The 15066-nt window shown below is 69.7% G+C and carries 19 protein-coding genes; 10 read left to right on the top strand and 9 right to left on the bottom strand.

What is annotated here, in order from left to right; genetic code table 11:
- The first annotated feature begins 10 nt into the window (after positions 1-10).
- From ACYVF7_RS46970 to ACYVF7_RS46950, 5 genes are all read left to right on the top strand, one after another.
- Positions 11-1114, top strand: a complete 1104-nt coding sequence (locus tag ACYVF7_RS46970; protein ID WP_460352605.1) for a 1-acyl-sn-glycerol-3-phosphate acyltransferase — start codon at positions 11-13, stop codon at positions 1112-1114.
- On the top strand, positions 1111-2115 hold the full coding sequence (locus ACYVF7_RS46965) for an NAD(P)H-dependent glycerol-3-phosphate dehydrogenase (RefSeq protein ID WP_460352603.1): 1005 nt from the start codon (positions 1111-1113) through the stop codon (positions 2113-2115). Before ACYVF7_RS46970 ends, ACYVF7_RS46965 begins: the two co-directional genes overlap by 4 nt.
- 105 nt (positions 2116-2220) lie before the next feature.
- A complete protein-coding gene (locus tag ACYVF7_RS46960) occupies positions 2221-3318 on the top strand; it encodes a D-alanine--D-alanine ligase family protein (RefSeq protein ID WP_460352601.1) in 1098 nt (365 codons plus the stop codon).
- A 422-nt stretch (positions 3319-3740) separates the two neighbouring features.
- Positions 3741-4424, top strand: coding sequence for an acetamidase/formamidase family protein (locus ACYVF7_RS46955; protein ID WP_460352599.1), 684 nt, complete (start codon positions 3741-3743; stop codon positions 4422-4424).
- Between the two features lie 329 nt (positions 4425-4753).
- On the top strand, positions 4754-5455 hold the full coding sequence (locus ACYVF7_RS46950; protein ID WP_460358494.1) for a chitinase: 702 nt from the start codon (positions 4754-4756) through the stop codon (positions 5453-5455).
- 76 nt (positions 5456-5531) lie between these two features.
- On the opposite strand, the gene ACYVF7_RS46945 is transcribed toward ACYVF7_RS46950, so the two are convergent.
- The 3 genes from ACYVF7_RS46945 to ACYVF7_RS46935 form a co-directional block, all read right to left on the bottom strand.
- Entirely contained in the window at positions 5532-5945 is a 414-nt protein-coding gene (locus ACYVF7_RS46945) for a hypothetical protein (protein WP_460352597.1), read from the bottom strand.
- Between the two features lie 34 nt (positions 5946-5979).
- Positions 5980-6429, bottom strand: coding sequence for a peptidase inhibitor family I36 protein (locus tag ACYVF7_RS46940; RefSeq protein WP_460352595.1), 450 nt, complete (start codon positions 6427-6429; stop codon positions 5980-5982).
- A 192-nt stretch (positions 6430-6621) separates the two neighbouring features.
- Positions 6622-7053 (bottom strand): DoxX family protein, encoded by a 432-nt coding sequence (locus ACYVF7_RS46935; protein ID WP_460352593.1) that lies wholly within the window; start codon positions 7051-7053, stop codon positions 6622-6624.
- 209 nt (positions 7054-7262) lie between these two features.
- Between ACYVF7_RS46935 and ACYVF7_RS46930 the strand changes: the two genes are divergently transcribed.
- The gene (locus ACYVF7_RS46930) at positions 7263-7601 is read left to right on the top strand and encodes a PadR family transcriptional regulator (protein ID WP_460352591.1); all 339 of its coding nucleotides are present in this window, start codon (positions 7263-7265) and stop codon (positions 7599-7601) included.
- Positions 7598-8329 (top strand): permease prefix domain 1-containing protein, encoded by a 732-nt coding sequence (locus ACYVF7_RS46925; protein WP_460352589.1) that lies wholly within the window; start codon positions 7598-7600, stop codon positions 8327-8329. Before ACYVF7_RS46930 ends, ACYVF7_RS46925 begins: the two co-directional genes overlap by 4 nt.
- A gap of 168 nt (positions 8330-8497) precedes the next feature.
- On the opposite strand, the gene ACYVF7_RS46920 is transcribed toward ACYVF7_RS46925, so the two are convergent.
- From ACYVF7_RS46920 to ACYVF7_RS46900, 5 genes are all read right to left on the bottom strand, one after another.
- Complete coding sequence (locus ACYVF7_RS46920) at positions 8498-9454, bottom strand: sigma-70 family RNA polymerase sigma factor (RefSeq protein WP_460352587.1); 957 nt, start codon at positions 9452-9454, stop codon at positions 8498-8500.
- A 166-nt stretch (positions 9455-9620) separates the two neighbouring features.
- Complete coding sequence (locus tag ACYVF7_RS46915) at positions 9621-10172, bottom strand: YceI family protein (protein WP_460352585.1); 552 nt, start codon at positions 10170-10172, stop codon at positions 9621-9623.
- A gap of 152 nt (positions 10173-10324) precedes the next feature.
- Positions 10325-10693, bottom strand: a complete 369-nt coding sequence (locus tag ACYVF7_RS46910) for a hypothetical protein (protein WP_460352583.1) — start codon at positions 10691-10693, stop codon at positions 10325-10327.
- A gap of 41 nt (positions 10694-10734) precedes the next feature.
- Complete coding sequence (locus ACYVF7_RS46905; RefSeq protein ID WP_460352581.1) at positions 10735-11277, bottom strand: hemerythrin domain-containing protein; 543 nt, start codon at positions 11275-11277, stop codon at positions 10735-10737.
- A 263-nt stretch (positions 11278-11540) separates the two neighbouring features.
- Positions 11541-11999, bottom strand: a complete 459-nt coding sequence (locus tag ACYVF7_RS46900; RefSeq protein ID WP_460352579.1) for an SRPBCC family protein — start codon at positions 11997-11999, stop codon at positions 11541-11543.
- An 85-nt stretch (positions 12000-12084) separates the two neighbouring features.
- On the opposite strand from ACYVF7_RS46900, the gene ACYVF7_RS46895 reads away from it, so the two are divergent.
- Positions 12085-12807 carry a TetR family transcriptional regulator gene (locus ACYVF7_RS46895; RefSeq protein WP_460352577.1) on the top strand — a complete coding sequence of 241 codons (723 nt, stop codon included), beginning with the start codon at positions 12085-12087 and terminating at the stop codon, positions 12805-12807.
- A 75-nt stretch (positions 12808-12882) separates the two neighbouring features.
- Here the strand turns inward: ACYVF7_RS46895 and ACYVF7_RS46890 are convergent, their stop codons facing one another.
- Positions 12883-13578, bottom strand: a complete 696-nt coding sequence (locus ACYVF7_RS46890) for a carboxymuconolactone decarboxylase family protein (RefSeq protein WP_460352575.1) — start codon at positions 13576-13578, stop codon at positions 12883-12885.
- A gap of 77 nt (positions 13579-13655) precedes the next feature.
- Here ACYVF7_RS46890 and ACYVF7_RS46885 point away from each other — a divergent pair, with 77 nt between their 5' ends.
- Entirely contained in the window at positions 13656-14315 is a 660-nt protein-coding gene (locus tag ACYVF7_RS46885; RefSeq protein ID WP_460352574.1) for a TetR/AcrR family transcriptional regulator, read from the top strand.
- 125 nt (positions 14316-14440) lie between these two features.
- Positions 14441-15052 carry a class I SAM-dependent methyltransferase gene (locus tag ACYVF7_RS46880; RefSeq protein WP_460352573.1) on the top strand — a complete coding sequence of 204 codons (612 nt, stop codon included), beginning with the start codon at positions 14441-14443 and terminating at the stop codon, positions 15050-15052.
- Positions 15053-15066 lie beyond the last annotated feature (14 nt).

Here is a 15066-nt window from a genome sequence, read left to right as displayed (position 1 = left end):
GGAGGAGGGCATGGATCAGTCGCCCGTCTGGCGCGCGATCGTCGTGGGGATTCTGCGCCCGTTGCTGTTCACGCTGTTGAAGCGGGACTGGAAGGGGCAGGACAACATCCCGCGGAAGGGCGGAGTGATCATTGCCGTCAACCACCTGTCGTGGTCCGACCCCCTCGCCCTCGCCCACTTCATCTACAAGGCGGGCCGCTTCCCCGTCTACCTCGCCAAGGCCGGCGTGTTCAAGACCCCGGTGATCGGGCGGATCATCCGCCGGACCGGGCAGATCCCGGTGTACCGCGAGCGGTCCGACGCGGCACTGGCCCTCCGTGACGCCGAGAAGGGCCTGCGCGGGGGCGAGTGCGTGATCTTCTACCCGGAGGGCACCTGCACCCGCGACCCGGACCTGTGGCCGATGGCCGGCAAGACCGGCGCCGCGCGGATGGCCCTCACCACCGGAGTCCCGGTGATCCCCGTCGCGCACTGGGGCGCGCACATCCTGTGGCCGTACGGCACGAAGAAGTTCCGGCCGTTCCCGCGCAAGACCATGCACGTCATCGCCGGTCCGCCGGTCGACCTGTCGAAGTACGAGGGCCGGCCGCTCGACGCGGCGACGCTGAACGCCGCGACCGCCGACATCATGCGGGCCATCGCCGACCTGCTCGGCGAGCTGCGCGGCGAGCCCGCGCCGGAGAAGCTGTACGACCACAAGGAGGTCACTCGCGCCCGCCGCGCCGCCGAGAAGGGCGATCCGACCGAGGCCGAGGCGACCGACGCGGCCGAGGTTGAGGCGAGCCGAACGGACGACGCCGAGCCGATCCGTACGGCCGACGCGGAGGCGGGCGACGCGGCCGAGCCGAAACGTGCGGGCGAGACGGAGGCGCGTGAGGCGGCTGAGCCGGACCGTACGGCCCGCGCGGAGGCGAGTGACGGGGCCGGCGTCAAGGCGAGCCGTGCGGCCGAGGCTGAGCCGGACCGTACGGTGGAGGCCAAGGCGAGTGACGCGGCCGAGGCCGAGCAGGACGGCACGGCCGAAGCGGAGACGAGTGCGGCGGGCGACGCCCCGGCGGACCGTACGGCCGAGGCTGAGGGAAGCGACACGGGCAAGGAGGCCAAGGCCTCTTGAAGATCGCGGTATTCGGGGCAGGATCATGGGGCACCGTCTTCGCCAAGGTGCTGGCCGACGCGGGCGGTGACGTCACGGTGTGGGGGCGCCGCGCCGAGCTGGTCGAGGCGATCAACGAGCGGCGGGAGAATCCCGACTATCTCCCGGGTGTACGCCTCCCCGACCGGCTGAGGGCCACCACCGAGGTCGCCGAGGCACTGGACGGCGCGGCGTACGTCATGCTGGCCGTCCCCGCCCAGACGCTGCGCTCGGGGCTGGCGGAGTGGCGGCCGCTGATACCCGCCGACGCGGTGCTGGTGAGCCTGATGAAGGGCATCGAGCTGGGCACCTGCAAGCGGATGAGCGAGGTCGTCCGTGAGGTGGCGGACGTGCCGGAGGAGCGCGTGGCGGTCGTGACGGGCCCGAATCTCGCCCGTGAGATCGCTCTCGAGGAGCCGTCCGCCGCCGCCGTGGCGTGCGTCGACGAGCCGACCGCGCAGAAGCTGCAGCTCGCCTGCATGACCCCCTACTTCCGCGCGTACACGAACCATGACGTCATCGGCTGTGAGCTCGGCGGCGCGGTCAAGAACGTCATCGCCCTGGCCGTCGGCATCGCGGCCGGCATGGGCATGGGCGACAACGTACGGGCGCTGCTGATGACCCGGGGCCTGGCGGAGATCGCCCGGCTGGGGGCGGCGCTCGGCGCGGACCAGCACACGTTCGCGGGGCTGGCGGGCATGGGCGACCTGGTCGCGACGTGCAGTTCGCCACTGTCGCGGAACCGCACCTTCGGCGAGAACCTCGGGCGCGGCATGAGCCTGGAGGAGGTCGTCAGGGTCACCAAGCAGACGGCCGAGGGCGTCAAGTCCTGCGACGCGATCCTCGAGCTGGCGCGGCGGCACAATGTGGAGATGCCGATCACCGAGGGCATCGTCGCGGTGATGCACGGCGGGCTGAGCCCGAAGGATGCCGGCCGCCTGCTGATGTCGCGTACTCCGAAGCCCGAACGGTACGGGGTCTGACCTGAGGGCTCCTCTTTCCCCTGAAACGGGGATCAACGTCATGAGGCGAATGCCGGTAAGGTCGGTGGACCCGACTGTCGGTGCAGGTGAGAAGAGGTGGGGTCGATGAGCAGGATGCGGGTCGCCGTCGTCTTCGGCGGACGTAGTTCGGAACATGCGATCTCGTGTCTCACCGCGGGCAGCGTGATGGCCGCCATCGACCAGGACCGCTATGAGGTCATCCCGATCGGCATCGCGCGCGACGGCCGCTGGGTGCTCGCCTCCGGGCAGCGGCTCGCCATCGAGGACGGCCGCCTGCCGGAGGTCGCCGAGGACGGGCTGCCGCTGGCGCTGCCGTTCGACCCGGACAGCCGGGGCCTGGTCGTCGTGGAGCCGGGCGAGGTGCCGCGCACGCTCGGCGAGGTCGACGTGGTGCTGCCGCTGCTGCACGGCCCGTACGGCGAGGACGGCACGATCCAGGGCCTGCTGGAGCTCGCCGGGGTCCGCTATGTCGGGGCGGGGGTGTTCGCCAGCGCCGCCAGCATGGACAAGGAGTACATGAAGGCGATCTGGCGCGGCTGCGGCCTGCCCATCGGCCCGTACGTCGTCGTCAAGGACCGCCAGTGGCGGCGCGAGCGCAAGCAGGTCGTCGACGAGATCAAGGAACTGGGCTGGCCGGTGTTCGTGAAGCCGGCCCGCGCCGGGTCCAGCATGGGCATCTCGAAGGTCGAGTCCGAGGACGAGCTCGAGGCCGCGGTGGAGGTCGCGCGCGAGCACGACCCCAAGGTGATCGTCGAGGCGGCCGTGCCGGGGCGCGAGATCGAGTGCGGCGTGCTCCAGGGGCTCGACGACGACCCGGCCGAGGCGAGCCTGCCCGCGGAGGTGCGGGTCGGCTCCGGCCACGACTACTACGACTTCGAGGCCAAGTACCTCGACGAGGGCCTGTCGCTCGACATCCCGCCGGAGCTCCCGGCCTCCGTGATCGACGAGGTCCGGAGGCTGTCGGTCCAGGCGTTCGACGCGCTGAGCTGCGAGGGGCTCGCCCGGGTGGACTTCTTCTACACCCCGGACGGCCGGCTGATCCTCAACGAGATCAACACGATGCCCGGCTGCACGCCCGCCTCGGCGTTCCCGAAGATGTGGGCGGCGACGGGCCTGGACTACCCGGCCCTCGTTGACCGCTGGATCCGTACGGCCCTGGCTCGTCCCCTGGGCCTCCGCTAGCCCCGGGGCCCCCGGGGCCGTGCGGCGCGGGGTCAGCAGGTGTTGAGCATGCTGGTCAGCGCGGTCTTCTCCGCGCTCTGGAGTGTCAGCCTGTAGTACCACTTGACCTGGATCCAGGCGCGCGCGTACGTGCACCAGAACGACGTCAGCGACGGCTTCCAGGTGGTGGGATCCAGGTCGCCCCGTCGTACGGGCTGTGCCGGCTGCCGGAGGTGGCCGCGCAGCTCGAGTCGGTCACGACGTTCGTGCCGTCCCGCTTGAGCACCTCCTCGCGGGTGTTGCAGGTCCCGCTGATGGTGATCCAGTGTCTGATCCCGGTGAACGTCCGTTGACGGCGGTTTAAGAGGCGCGAAACCACACCGAAACAGCCCCGAGTGCAGGATTGAGGTGTTCCGAAGCCGGCGATCGAAGGGACCAAAACGATGCTGTTCACGCCCGCCGCCCCGGTCCCGACCGTCCGCCACGCGTCCGGCCACGATCGTTGGCATCCGGAGATCCCGCCCGTCGCCGAACTGGTCGCGGGCGGCTCCGTACGAATGGAGTGTCAAGGCGGCGAACTGCTGTGCGGTCCGGTCGGAGTGGTCGGCGCGGAGCCGGGTGACCTTCTCATGATCGAGGTCCTCGGCATCGGCCGTACGGACGGCCGCCCCGCGACCGGCGCGCATCCGGGCGTCCTCGGTCTCGCGCCCTCGCACGCGATGCTGCGAGATCCCGCCGGCGACCTGGCCGGAGCGGTCCCCGGCCGCATCGCCCCGGCCACGACCGAGCACACCCGCGTCGCACCGGCCGAGCACGCCCGGGTCGCACGGGCCGAGCGCAGCCGTGCCGCCGCGTACGCCGGGCGGATCAGGGCCTCCTGCCGGGCCCTCACGCCGCGAGCGCAGATCCTTCTGCCGGTCCATGTCATGGGGGCCCGGATCTCCGCCGGGGACCTGCACTTCCCCGAACGGGGCCGGTGCCGTACGGCGGACGGCTGGGTCGACCTGCGCGTGCATCTGACCAAACGGGGCGTCGAACGGTTCCGGGTGACCGAACCGGTGCTGATGCCCCTAACGACCAGTTCTCTCGATGCGACCGTCGCGGGTTTGACCGCCGACGTCGCCTAAAAGGCTCGCGCGGGGTAGCGCGAAGGAGGAGGTGGTGTCTAGCGGATAGTGCTCGGATACCGTCAGGAGGCACCGACGCCGGGGGGAGCGACTCGTCTCCCGCTCCCCCCGGCGTTTCCTGTACGCGGCCTCGTGAAGAAAGTGCCGATGCCGCGTTCACGCCTGACAATTCTCCTCACAAAATGCGACACGTCGGGCGTGACCATGCCTTCGGAAGAATATTGTTGTCGCACTGGGCGGACGGGGTATAGCGGAACGGGGTCGCATGGCCCGCTCTTCCGTGAGGAGAAAGTGCGTTGATCAGACGAGTTCTCGCTGTTTCGACCGTAATGGCGGCGGTGGGATTGGTCGGCACCGCCCGCGTGATTACCGCAGCCTGGGCTGTCCCGGAATCGGCGGTCGCGAAGGCCGGAAGATTCGTCGTCAGCCAGGCTGATTTCGACCAGATGTTCCCGAGGCGGAACGGCTTCTACACCTACAACGGGCTGGTCTCGGCGATGAGCGCCTTCCCCGGATTCGCCAACACCGGCGGCGACGCGGTCAAGAAGCGGGAAACGGCGGCGTTCCTGGCCAACGTCTCACACGAGACCGGTGGCCTGGTCCACGTCGTGGAGCAGAACACCGCCAACTATCCGCACTACTGCGATTGGAACCAGCCGTACGGCTGCCCGGCCGGCCAGGCCGCGTACTACGGGCGTGGCCCCCTGCAGCTGAGCTGGAACTTCAACTACAAGGCGGCCGGTGACGCCCTGCGCGTCGATTTGCTCCGCAATCCGTGGCTGGTGGAGCGGGATGCGACGGTTTCGTGGAAGACGGCGCTCTGGTTCTGGAACACGCAACGTGGCGCGGGCACCGTGACGCCGCACGACGCGATGGTGAACCAGCGCGGGTTCGGCGAGACGATCCGCAGCATCAACGGCGCGCTCGAGTGCAACGGCAAGAACGTTGGCCAGATGCAGCACCGCGTCAGCCTCTACCGGAGCTTCGCCGCGATCATCGGTGTCGACCCGGGCGCGAACCTCACCTGCTGACCACCGTCAGGAGGCACCGACGCCGGGGGAGCGACTCGTCGTCCGCTCTCCCCGGCGTTTCCGGTGCGCGGCAGGATCACTTGACGAAGCAGATCCAGCCGACGTACTTCTTGAACCCGCTCTTGGGGCTGAAGGCGCCATGGTGTCCTCGTGACGGGACGACGCGCATCAGCTTGAAGCTCTGGTCGTAGATCCTCATCTTGTACACGGTCCGGTTCTGATAGGAATTGACCGGATTGTAGCGGAGTGCGAACGCTGAGTTCCTCGTGCACTTGTTGAGGAAGAACTTGGGGACGATGGAAGTCATCGAGTGCTTGTAATAGGTGGTGTCGTAAACGCAGCCCGTTCCCCTCGGGCAGGTGATCGGTCCGCCCTTGGCCGCGACGCCGCCCGACTGCGCGGATGCGGCTCCGGCGCCGGCCACGATGGCCGTACCCGCCAATGCGGTCGCCGTCAGAAGTTTGATGCCGTGTCTGGTCCTACTAAGCAAGGGAGTTCCTTTCATCGGAAGCCGGGGGCAGCGGTCAGGGCTTGACGAAGCAGGCGTAGGCGACGGTTCCCTTGATCCCGCTCTTGGGACTGAAGGCGCCGTGCACGCCCCTTTGCGGGATGGTGCGGATTGTCTTCCCCCTCGATGACAAGAGCTTCACCTTGTACGTGGTCCGGTTCTGATATGACACCGCCGGTGCCTGCAGACTCCACCGCTCGACCACATTGCACTTGTAGGGGTGCTTCTTCGTCGGCTTGTCGTACACCATCCCCCACCGGTAATACGTGTGGTCGTAAAAGCAGGCGTAGCCTCGCGGGCAGGTGATCTCTCCGGTCCTGGCCGTGGAGACGCCCGACTTCGCGGCGGGTGCGGCGTCTGCCGTCCTGGCCTGTGCCGACGCCGCTCCGGTGCCGGCCGCGATGGTCGCTCCCGCCAACGCGGTCGCCGTCAGGAGTTTGATGCCGTGCTTGGTCAGACTGAGCAAGGGAGTCCTTTCCACCGCGGGGAACCGCACCGCACTGAGACCCGGTCGTCCCCTGGAATTCGTGGGCACGCTCACCCTGCCTGACCGTCCATCCCGGAAACAGAGCCGCAGGACCTAATTGCCGGGCGCTCGAATGGGACCGTGGATCCAGCGATCGCGAGCCCGGGATTCGGCCTCTGCGTCCTCCCGGGCTCAGGGCTTGGCGGAGCGGCCCATGCGGCGGCCCGGAGGCCGCAGTGTCCACGACAGTACGGTCAGTGCGGTGAAGACGGTGAGCGGCACCAGCTCACCGAGGGCGTAGCCCGTGGTCAGGTGGGAGGCGATGGCCCCGGTGTACGTGAAGAAGGCGCCCGCGTAGGCCCATTCCTTGAGCAACGGGCGGCGCGGAACGACCATGGCGACCGCGCCCAGCACCTTCCAGGTGCCCAGTAGCACCAGGAAGTAGGACGGATAGCCAAGGTGCGTCACGACATCGCGCACGTACGAGATGCGCGCGATGTCCCAGATGCCGCCCACTCCCATCTCGCCCGCCACCAGGACGGTGGCCGTCCAGTAGCCGGCCGATCGGCGGCGCGGGGATCCACGTCTGTCAGTGACGGCCGGTGAGTCGATCGTCGTGTCCATGCCGACGTCCTCGTCTCGTCGATGCGGTGTCCGAGGTTGCCGCGGGCGGGGCCGCGCAAGGCCAGGGATCGGCGGAAGCCGAGGTCCCGGCGCGTGAGGGGCCCGCCGACGGGGCCCGCGCGGCCCGGTGATCCAGCCCTGAGGAGCCGTTGGGAAGCTTTGCTACATGTAGTTTTACTACCTATGTCTGGACAGTAGCATTGCTACGTATGAGCGCACAAGCACTGAAGGGCCATCTGGACGGCATGCTGCTGGCCGCGCTGGACGACGGCCCACGGCACGGCTATGCGGTCATGGAGGCGTTGCGGGTCGGCAGCGAGGGGCGGTTCGACCTGCCCACCGGCACGATCTACCCGGCGCTGCGCCGGCTGGAGAGAGCCGGATTCGTGCGCGCGACGTGGTCGGAGGAAGGCGGCCGGCGCAGGCGGGTGTACGAACTCACCTCGAGTGGCCGCCGGACGCTCGAGGCCGAACGGCACGCCTGGCGGGAGTTCTCCGCCGCCGTCACCGCTCTGCTCGGTCCACATCAACGGCCGGTGACACCATGACCCGTCCGGGCGGTCCCCCCGGGCCTCCGGAGGACGTCATCGGGTCCTACCTGGCCGATACCGCCGGCAGGCTGATCGGCCCGGACAGGGCGCGCCGCGACATCCTGGACGAGCTGGCCGCCGGGCTCGCCGACGCCGCCGATGCCCACGCCGACGCCGGGATGGACCCCGTCCAGGCCGCCCACGCGGCCGTCACCGAATTCGGCGGCCCGGATCAGGTCGCCGACGGATTCCGTGCCGAGCTCGCCGCCGCCCAGGCTCGCCGGACCGCGCTGACGGTGCTGACAGCCGGTCCGCTGATCGGCGCCCTGTGGGTGGGCGCCGCCCTGGCCGGCGGCATCGCCGCCCGGCCCACCGCGCCCTGGCGCTGGGCCGGTATCCCCGCCGGAGCCCGGCCGGCCGTCCACTTGGCCGTGGTCGCCCTCGCGATCGCCATCGCCGGCACCCTGTTCACCGTGGCCACCACCGGACGGCTCGCCCGGTGGCTGCCCGCCCGTCCGCTCGCCACCGCGACCGTCGCCGTCGGCGGCACCGTCCCGATCGACATCACCCTGGTCACCCTGCTCGCCGCGCAGGCGGCCGGCGCGCCCGGCCGGTTCGCCGCGTTTCCGGCGGTGGCGGCCTCGGCCGCCAGCCTCGCCCGGCTGGCCTTCACCGTCCGTGCGACCCGCGCCTGTCTCCTCGCCCGGGGCCGTGGCCGGCCGACATGGCAGCGAACCAGGGGGTGAGCGCGCCCGGCTACGCGGCCAGGGTGCGACCCGACAGGTGAGCGCGCCCGGTCAGACGGCCAGGGGTACGTCCATGCTCTGGGCCGGCTCCGACGGCCTCTTCTGGCCATATGAAACGGTGGTCCGGTCCGCTGATCGCGGGCCGGACCACCGTCTTTCTGGTCGGTGTCAGGCGGCCAGGGGGGCGTCCATGCGCTGGGCCATCTCGCGCATGCGGCGCAGTGCGGCCAGCTCCATCTGCCGGACCCGTTCGGCGGACACGCCCAGGCGGGTCGCGATCTCCCGGCGGCTGTGCTCGGTGCCGTCCTCCAGGCCGAACCGCGCGCGCAGCACGACCGCCTCACGCGGCTCCAGGCGCTCCAGCATGTCGTCGATGATCTCCAGCTGAACGCTCGCCATCGCCGATTCCTCGGGCGAGGGCGTGGTCTCGTCGGCGAGGAGGTCGCCGAGCGAGGTCTCCTCGTCCTCACCGACCACGGCGTCGAGGCTCGCGGGCGTACGGTCCCAGCGGTCCAGCTCGCCGATGCGCTCCACCGGCAGGTCGAGCTCGGCGGCCAGCTCCTCGTCGGTCGGCTCCGAGCCGGTCAGCAGGACCAGCTCACGGCGGGCCTTGCGCAGCCGGTTGACGTCGGTGTGCACCGCGCCTGGCAGCCGTACGGACCGGGACGAGTTGGCCAGTGCCCGGCCGATGGCCTGCCGGATCCACCACGTCGCGTAGGTGGAGAACTTGAAACCCCGGCGCGGGTCGAAGCCCTCGACGGCCCGGATCAGGCCGATCGTGCCCTCCTGGATCAGGTCGAGCAGGCTCAGGCCGTCCGTGGGGTAGCGCCGGGCCACGCTGACGACGAGGCGGAGGTTGGCCAGGATGAAACGGTCCTTCGCGGCGTCGCCGCGTGCCGCGATCTCCTCGAGCTCCTCGCGGGTCGCGCCGTCCGGGAAGGTGTCCTCGTCGAGGTGGTTGTGGGCGAGCAGCCCGGCCTCCATGGCCAGGGCGAGCTCGATCTCCTCTTCGGCGTTCAGAAGTGGCGTGGCGGCTATCTCATCCAGGTATGCCCCAAGCAGATCGCCGTCGGCCGCCCGCCCCGGCCGCCTGACGCGCCTGCTGTCGTTCGTGGTCGCCGCCATGGCCACCTCGCTCTCACATCGAATCCCAAACGGATCAACGCGAATGTGTCCTCTGCTGTTCCGCGATACCCGATTGAGGGCACCCTCAACATGACAGAGAGCACCCGCGGTGTTCCCGCGAGTGCTCTATGCCGTGGTGCGTACGGCGACCGTGGTGTGCGAGGTCTCAGGCGCGGACGGCCTGGATCTCCAGCTGGAGGTCGACCTTGTCGCCGAGGAGGGCCTTCTGGCCGCCGGGCAGCGGAACGTTGAACTCGATGCCCCAGTCCTTGCGGTTGATGGAGGCGGTGGCGCTGAAGCCGGCGCGCGTGCCGCCCCACGGGTCCTCGCCGACGCCCATGAACTCGACCTCGAGGGTGACCGGCTGGGAGATGCCCTTGATCGTGAGCTCGCCGTCGAGCAGGTTCGTGTCGCCCTCGACGCGGACGCCCTTGGTCTGGAACGTCATCGCCGGGTGGTTCTCGATGTCGAGGATGTCGGCGGACCGGACGTGGTTGTCGCGGTCGGCGTTCCGGGTGTCGATCGACCCGAGCTTGATCTCGGCGGTGGCGGTGGAGGCCTGGACGTCCTCGGCGATCTCGACGGAGCCCGAGAACTCGGTGAACGAGCCGCGCACCTTGGTCATGAGGTGGCGGATGGTGAAGGTGACCTCGGAGTGGGCCGGGTCGATGTTCCAGGTGCCTGCGGTCAGTCCAAGGTCCGTGGCGGTGACGCTCATGGTCGCTCCTGTGCTTGAATGTTCAACGAGTAGCGATGGTGAGTTTAGTTGAATCTTCAACTGAACACAACCCGCCTCCCGGAACGTCCAGCGAGCCGGATCCACCGCCCACGGCCGGGCCTTGCTCCCCTGGCTCACGGACCGCCTGGCGGTTACCGGCCGACCTCGTCCTCGTGGACGAACCTCCCGGAAACGAGCCGGGCATACGCGGGTCTCCACGCCTCGTCGTACCCCGGGTCGTCGGCGAACCGCAGCATCAGGGACCGCACCGGCGTGCACGGCCAGTCCTCGACGTCGATGCCCGGGTAACCGGTGAACACCGTCCCCGGCGGGATCCGCGAGCACGTGCCGCAACCCGTGAAGAACACCCCTCGCGTCTCGCAGCGGCCGCCGCCCGTCTCGACGTACGCGGCCGACATCCGCCGGGGCTCATGGACGAGGAGACGATCGAAGCCGGGCTCATCCAGCCGCGTCAGCAGAAAGTCGAGCAGCTCCTCCACGTAACGATCGAAGCGCGCCACTTCGCGATCGTCCCACGGGACGCGTCACGCCGCCGGGGCTCCTACCGGCGGTGTTCGCCATCGCCGCGGACGGTCGGGCCGAACAGGTCCTCGCTCGCCTCCGGCGTCCGGAGCGCGTCGAAGGCGTCCAGGAGCCTTCGCTCCTCCCACCGGAAGTGGGACTCGAGGATCGCGGTCAGCCCGTCGAGCTCACGCCGTACCGGCACGGCGTTGTCCGGTGTCAGAGTCGCGAGGAGTTCTTGCAGTCTGCGGAGGATGTCGGCGACCAGCTGGTGGTCCTGCCGCAGTTCTTCCAGCACGGGGATCAGCTCGGGGAACCGCTCGCCGAGGGCCGGGAACGCCGTCGTGTCCTCGCTGGTGTGGTGCCGGGTCAGCGCCTGGCAGAAGGCCGTGCAGTGCACCCGCAGCGGAGCGGGGGACCGTACGGTGTCGCCGCCGGGATAGGCGGCGATCTCTTCGCGGAGCCGCGCCAGCTCGGCACGGAGCCACTGGTGAACCTCGGCCAACTGCCCGCCGAGGGACCGTGCCCGGTCCTCCGGAGCACCCGCGTGAGCCGGGGTGGACTCAGCGTACGAATCAGACATGAATCACTTTCGATCAAGGAGGGCACACGGAACCGGCCGCCCATGATGCGGCGGTGGCAGGTTCGGCTTGGACCGCGGTACGGGCCGATCAGGCCCAGACGCCCCTTAGCGGGACCGAAGGCGTGGACGCATGGCGGTCTCCTTGATCACGGTGCCTCCATGCCGACGCCGTCCACCTGGCGCCGGCACGCGGCACGAGCACTGGATCTACCACGGCGCCGCCGCCGGGGCAACGCCAGGGGCCGCTGCGGTTGCTCTCGCGTTCAAACGTGGGGGAGCCTTTCATCGTCGAGATCGTCCAGGACGGCGGACAGGCCCACGCTGAGCATCTTGCGGCGGACGCGGCCGAGCACCGCGGCCATCAAGGCTCCGCCGATGCCGGTGAAACCGGTGTGGTCATAGGTGAAGCGCGTGCCGTCGGCGAGCGGCTCCAGGCGGTAGGCCACCTCGGTCACCTCGCCGCCGGCCTCGTCTCGCCAGGAGTAGCGCAGCAGGGCGGGCTCCTCCACCTCCAGGACCTCGCAGTCGACCACACCGCTCCAGCCGGGCTTGGGCTTCGCGACGAACCTGAACCTGTTCCCAACGACGGGAAGGAAGCCTTCGGGCCGGGCTCCGGCTCCGGTCGCCGTCCAGCGGGGGATCAGCTCCGGGTCGGTCACGGCGCGCCAGACCTTGGCCGGTGGGTGGGGGTAGTCACGGACGATGTGGATGGTGCTGCTCATGAGCCCTCCCGGACAGACGTCTCTACAGCTAGGTAAAAAAATACTCTAGAAGTAAATTTATATCGAGAGTACTAATCTGTGGGTCATGAGCGCCCATACGACGGTGGACTGGTCGGCCCTGCGCGGCTTCAGCGGTGGCGAGCCGCCGACCGGGGGGCTGCGGGAGCGGAAGAAGTGGCTGACGCGACAGCGGCTGACCGACACGGCGACGGAGATGTTCCTCGAGCGGGGGTTCGACGCCGTCCGTGTCGCGGAGATCGCCGAAGCGTGCGGGGTCTCGGTGAAGACGGTGTTCAACTACTTCCCGACGAAGGAGACGCTGATCCTGGACCGCTGGGAGGCGACCGAGGCCTCCCTGCGCACCATCCTGACCGTCCCCGACCTCACGCCGGTAGAGGCCTGCCTGCGTGTGCTGGAGGGGGAGCTGGATGCCCTGACGACCTGGCTCGACGCGCAGCGGGACCAGGCTCGGGCCATCGCCGCCGTCAAGCGGTTCGGCGCCCTGATCGCCTCCACGCCCGCGCTGCGCGCCCATCAGCGCGACACAACGGACCGGCTGACCGGTGTGGTCGGCGAACTACTCGCCGATCGCACCGCGACCAGCCCGGACGCCCCGGAGGTGCGGATCGTGGCAGTGGCGCTGCTCGGGCTGTGGGAGGTTCAGGCTCGCAGCCTGCGCCTGCATCTGGGCCGTGGTCTGGCCCCGGCCCGGCTGTACGAGGCGGTCGCCGCTGATGTCCGGAGGGCGGCCACCGTCCTCAACGAAGGCATCGGCCATATCGAGGGGCCGCGCCCGGCGAGCGGCTGATCGGCTCACCGCCGGAGCCGTGGATCGGCGAGGCGGCCGGGCGGATCACGCGGAGGCCGCCTCGCCGGGGAGCGGTCAGGCGAAGACGGTTCCGGTCTCGGTGAACAGCGCGTTCAGCGCGCGGAGGGCGTGCCATGCCTTCGTCATGCCGAACCGGGCGGAGAACCGCACCACCGCGCGGACCTCGTCAGGGGTCGCGCCGGTGCTCAGGGCACGGGTCACGTGCGTGCGGAAGCTCTCGTCCAGCGTCTGGTAGAGCACGTCGACCGTCATCGTCGCGAACGCGCGCTCGCGTACGCTCAGGAGACTCATGCCGGCGCGCATGCGTGACTGCAGGTCCATGTAGTCGGCGAACGGGGCGTCGAGGTTGCGGACGGCCTGCCGGGTCCGCGCGGGGATCGGGCTCTCCGTGCCGTCGGCGTTCACCTCGTGACTCTGGCCGGTGGGGCCGGCCAGACCCTGCTCGCGCTCGACGTCGGCCAGCCGCGCCAGGGCGGCCAGCGCCGCCGGATATCCGCTGTCGTACGAGATGAAGCGGAGAAGCTCCCGGAGGTCATCGGCCGACAGGCCGTGCTCCCGCGCCATCACGACGTGCGACTCGAACGGCAGCCCGAGCGTCTGCTGACAGACGTCGGCGACGAGCGACAGCAGGATCTTCTCCCGCGTCGACAGCTCCGGGATCTCCTCCCAGAGTTTGCGGTCGGTGGCGGCGCTCATCTCCGCGAACACCGGGTCCAGCGCCTTCGCCTGGGTGTCGGACGGAACGTGCATGAGGACTCCCTCATTGAGTGAACGGCTGTAGCGCTACGACTGTAAGGCAACGATCGTTCCAATACAATGGCGGATCTATGGACGCGACCTCCTCAGCGCACGATGAGACCTCCGAGGCGCAGGGTCCGGCGCCGCGACGCGCACGCGGCCGCAACCCCCGTGGCCAGGGCGAACGGCTGCGGAACGAGATCCTGTCCGCCACCCTCGGGCTGCTCGACGAGCTCGGTGACGACGAGGCGCTGTCCCTGCGCGCCGTGGCGCGGGAGGTCGGCATCGCCGCGACCTCCGTGTACATCCATTTCGAGGACCGGGACACCCTCGTCTACGCCGCGCTGGAGCGCAGCCACCGCGACCTGATGCGCGATCTCGACCAGGCCGAGACCGCCGCGGCCGACCCGGTCGGCCGGCTACGGGCCCGGCTGCTCTTCATCGGCACCTGGGTCGGCCACCACGCCGGCCTCTACAAGGTGCTCCACGAGAGCACCCTCAACCAGCGGACGCACCTGGCTTTCAAACAGGAGCTCGCCGAACGCGTCACGGCGGCCGTACAGCGGTGCATGGACGCCGGACTCGCGCCCGCCGACGACGCCACGGCGGTGGCACTCGACCTGAGGGCGGCAGTCCACGGCGCCGTCTCGATGCGCGTCAACGAGCCCGACCTTCCCTGGCCCCCGCTCGAAGACCAGATCGACCGATTCCTCACCAAGCTCGTCGGAGTCCGCCCGACGATGTCGTGAACACCCAGGTCGTACGGCGTCGCCCTATAGACAGCGCTGCTTTTGTAGACATTCGTGTTGATCGTAGACACTTGTCTCGATAAATTGGCGGTGCGTGAGTGTGAGGCGACGACGGGAGAAACCCGATGAGCAGTGAAGACGGCCATCCACACCGGGGAGTGGCGACGCCGGAGGATCTGTACGCCAGTCCACCGCCCTGGGACATCGGCCGACCCCAGCCGGCCTTCCTCGCACTGGCCGAGGCCGGTGCGCTCCAGGGGCAGATGCTGGACGCCGGATGCGGCACCGGCGAACACACCCTGCTGGCAGCCGGCCTCGGCCTGGAGGCGACCGGCGTCGACCTCGCCGGCAACGCCCTGCGTACGGCCGAGCGCAAGGCCCACGAACGAGGCCTTCGCGCACGCTTCCTGCGGCACGACGCCAGGCGCCTGGCAGACCTGGGAGAATCCTTCGACACGGTGCTGGACAGCGGGCTGTTCCACGTCTTCGGCGAACAGGACAGGACCTCCTACGTCACCGCCCTGCGGTCCGTACTCCGACCCGGAGGCCGATTCCTCATGCTCGGCATCAGCGACCGCGAGCCCGGCCGGTGGGGACCGCACAAGCTGACCCACGAGGAGATCACCGCTGACTTCGGCGACGGGTGGCGGCTCGATTCGATCGAGCCCTCGGCGATCGACGTCTCCGTCCCACCGGGCCGCATCGAGGCCTGGCTGGTCACCGCGACCAGGATCTGATCCCCGCACCCGAC

The organism is Actinoallomurus acanthiterrae (assembly GCF_054775715.1).
Note: the sequence above shows the minus strand (reverse complement) of the source record. Positions and strands in the feature narration are given on the sequence as shown.

Excerpts from the sequence above, each read along its gene's own strand:
- ACYVF7_RS46890 (WP_460352575.1), bottom strand. The coding sequence starts at position 13,578 with ATGCACGTTCCGTCCGACACCCAGGCGAAGGCGCTGGACCCGGTGTTC.
- ACYVF7_RS46885 (WP_460352574.1), top strand. The coding sequence starts at position 13,656 with ATGGACGCGACCTCCTCAGCGCACGATGAGACCTCCGAGGCGCAGGGT.
- ACYVF7_RS46880 (WP_460352573.1), top strand. The coding sequence starts at position 14,441 with ATGAGCAGTGAAGACGGCCATCCACACCGGGGAGTGGCGACGCCGGAG.
- ACYVF7_RS46900 (WP_460352579.1), bottom strand. The coding sequence starts at position 11,999 with ATGAGCAGCACCATCCACATCGTCCGTGACTACCCCCACCCACCGGCC.
- ACYVF7_RS46950 (WP_460358494.1), top strand. The coding sequence starts at position 4,754 with ATGGCGGCGGTGGGATTGGTCGGCACCGCCCGCGTGATTACCGCAGCC.
- ACYVF7_RS46970 (WP_460352605.1), top strand. The coding sequence starts at position 11 with ATGGATCAGTCGCCCGTCTGGCGCGCGATCGTCGTGGGGATTCTGCGC.
- ACYVF7_RS46925 (WP_460352589.1), top strand. The coding sequence starts at position 7,598 with ATGACCCGTCCGGGCGGTCCCCCCGGGCCTCCGGAGGACGTCATCGGG.
- ACYVF7_RS46955 (WP_460352599.1), top strand. The coding sequence starts at position 3,741 with ATGCTGTTCACGCCCGCCGCCCCGGTCCCGACCGTCCGCCACGCGTCC.
- ACYVF7_RS46895 (WP_460352577.1), top strand. The coding sequence starts at position 12,085 with ATGAGCGCCCATACGACGGTGGACTGGTCGGCCCTGCGCGGCTTCAGC.
- ACYVF7_RS46960 (WP_460352601.1), top strand. The coding sequence starts at position 2,221 with ATGAGCAGGATGCGGGTCGCCGTCGTCTTCGGCGGACGTAGTTCGGAA.
- ACYVF7_RS46930 (WP_460352591.1), top strand. The coding sequence starts at position 7,263 with ATGAGCGCACAAGCACTGAAGGGCCATCTGGACGGCATGCTGCTGGCC.
- ACYVF7_RS46935 (WP_460352593.1), bottom strand. The coding sequence starts at position 7,053 with ATGGACACGACGATCGACTCACCGGCCGTCACTGACAGACGTGGATCC.
- ACYVF7_RS46915 (WP_460352585.1), bottom strand. The coding sequence starts at position 10,172 with ATGAGCGTCACCGCCACGGACCTTGGACTGACCGCAGGCACCTGGAAC.
- ACYVF7_RS46920 (WP_460352587.1), bottom strand. The coding sequence starts at position 9,454 with ATGGCGGCGACCACGAACGACAGCAGGCGCGTCAGGCGGCCGGGGCGG.
- ACYVF7_RS46905 (WP_460352581.1), bottom strand. The coding sequence starts at position 11,277 with ATGTCTGATTCGTACGCTGAGTCCACCCCGGCTCACGCGGGTGCTCCG.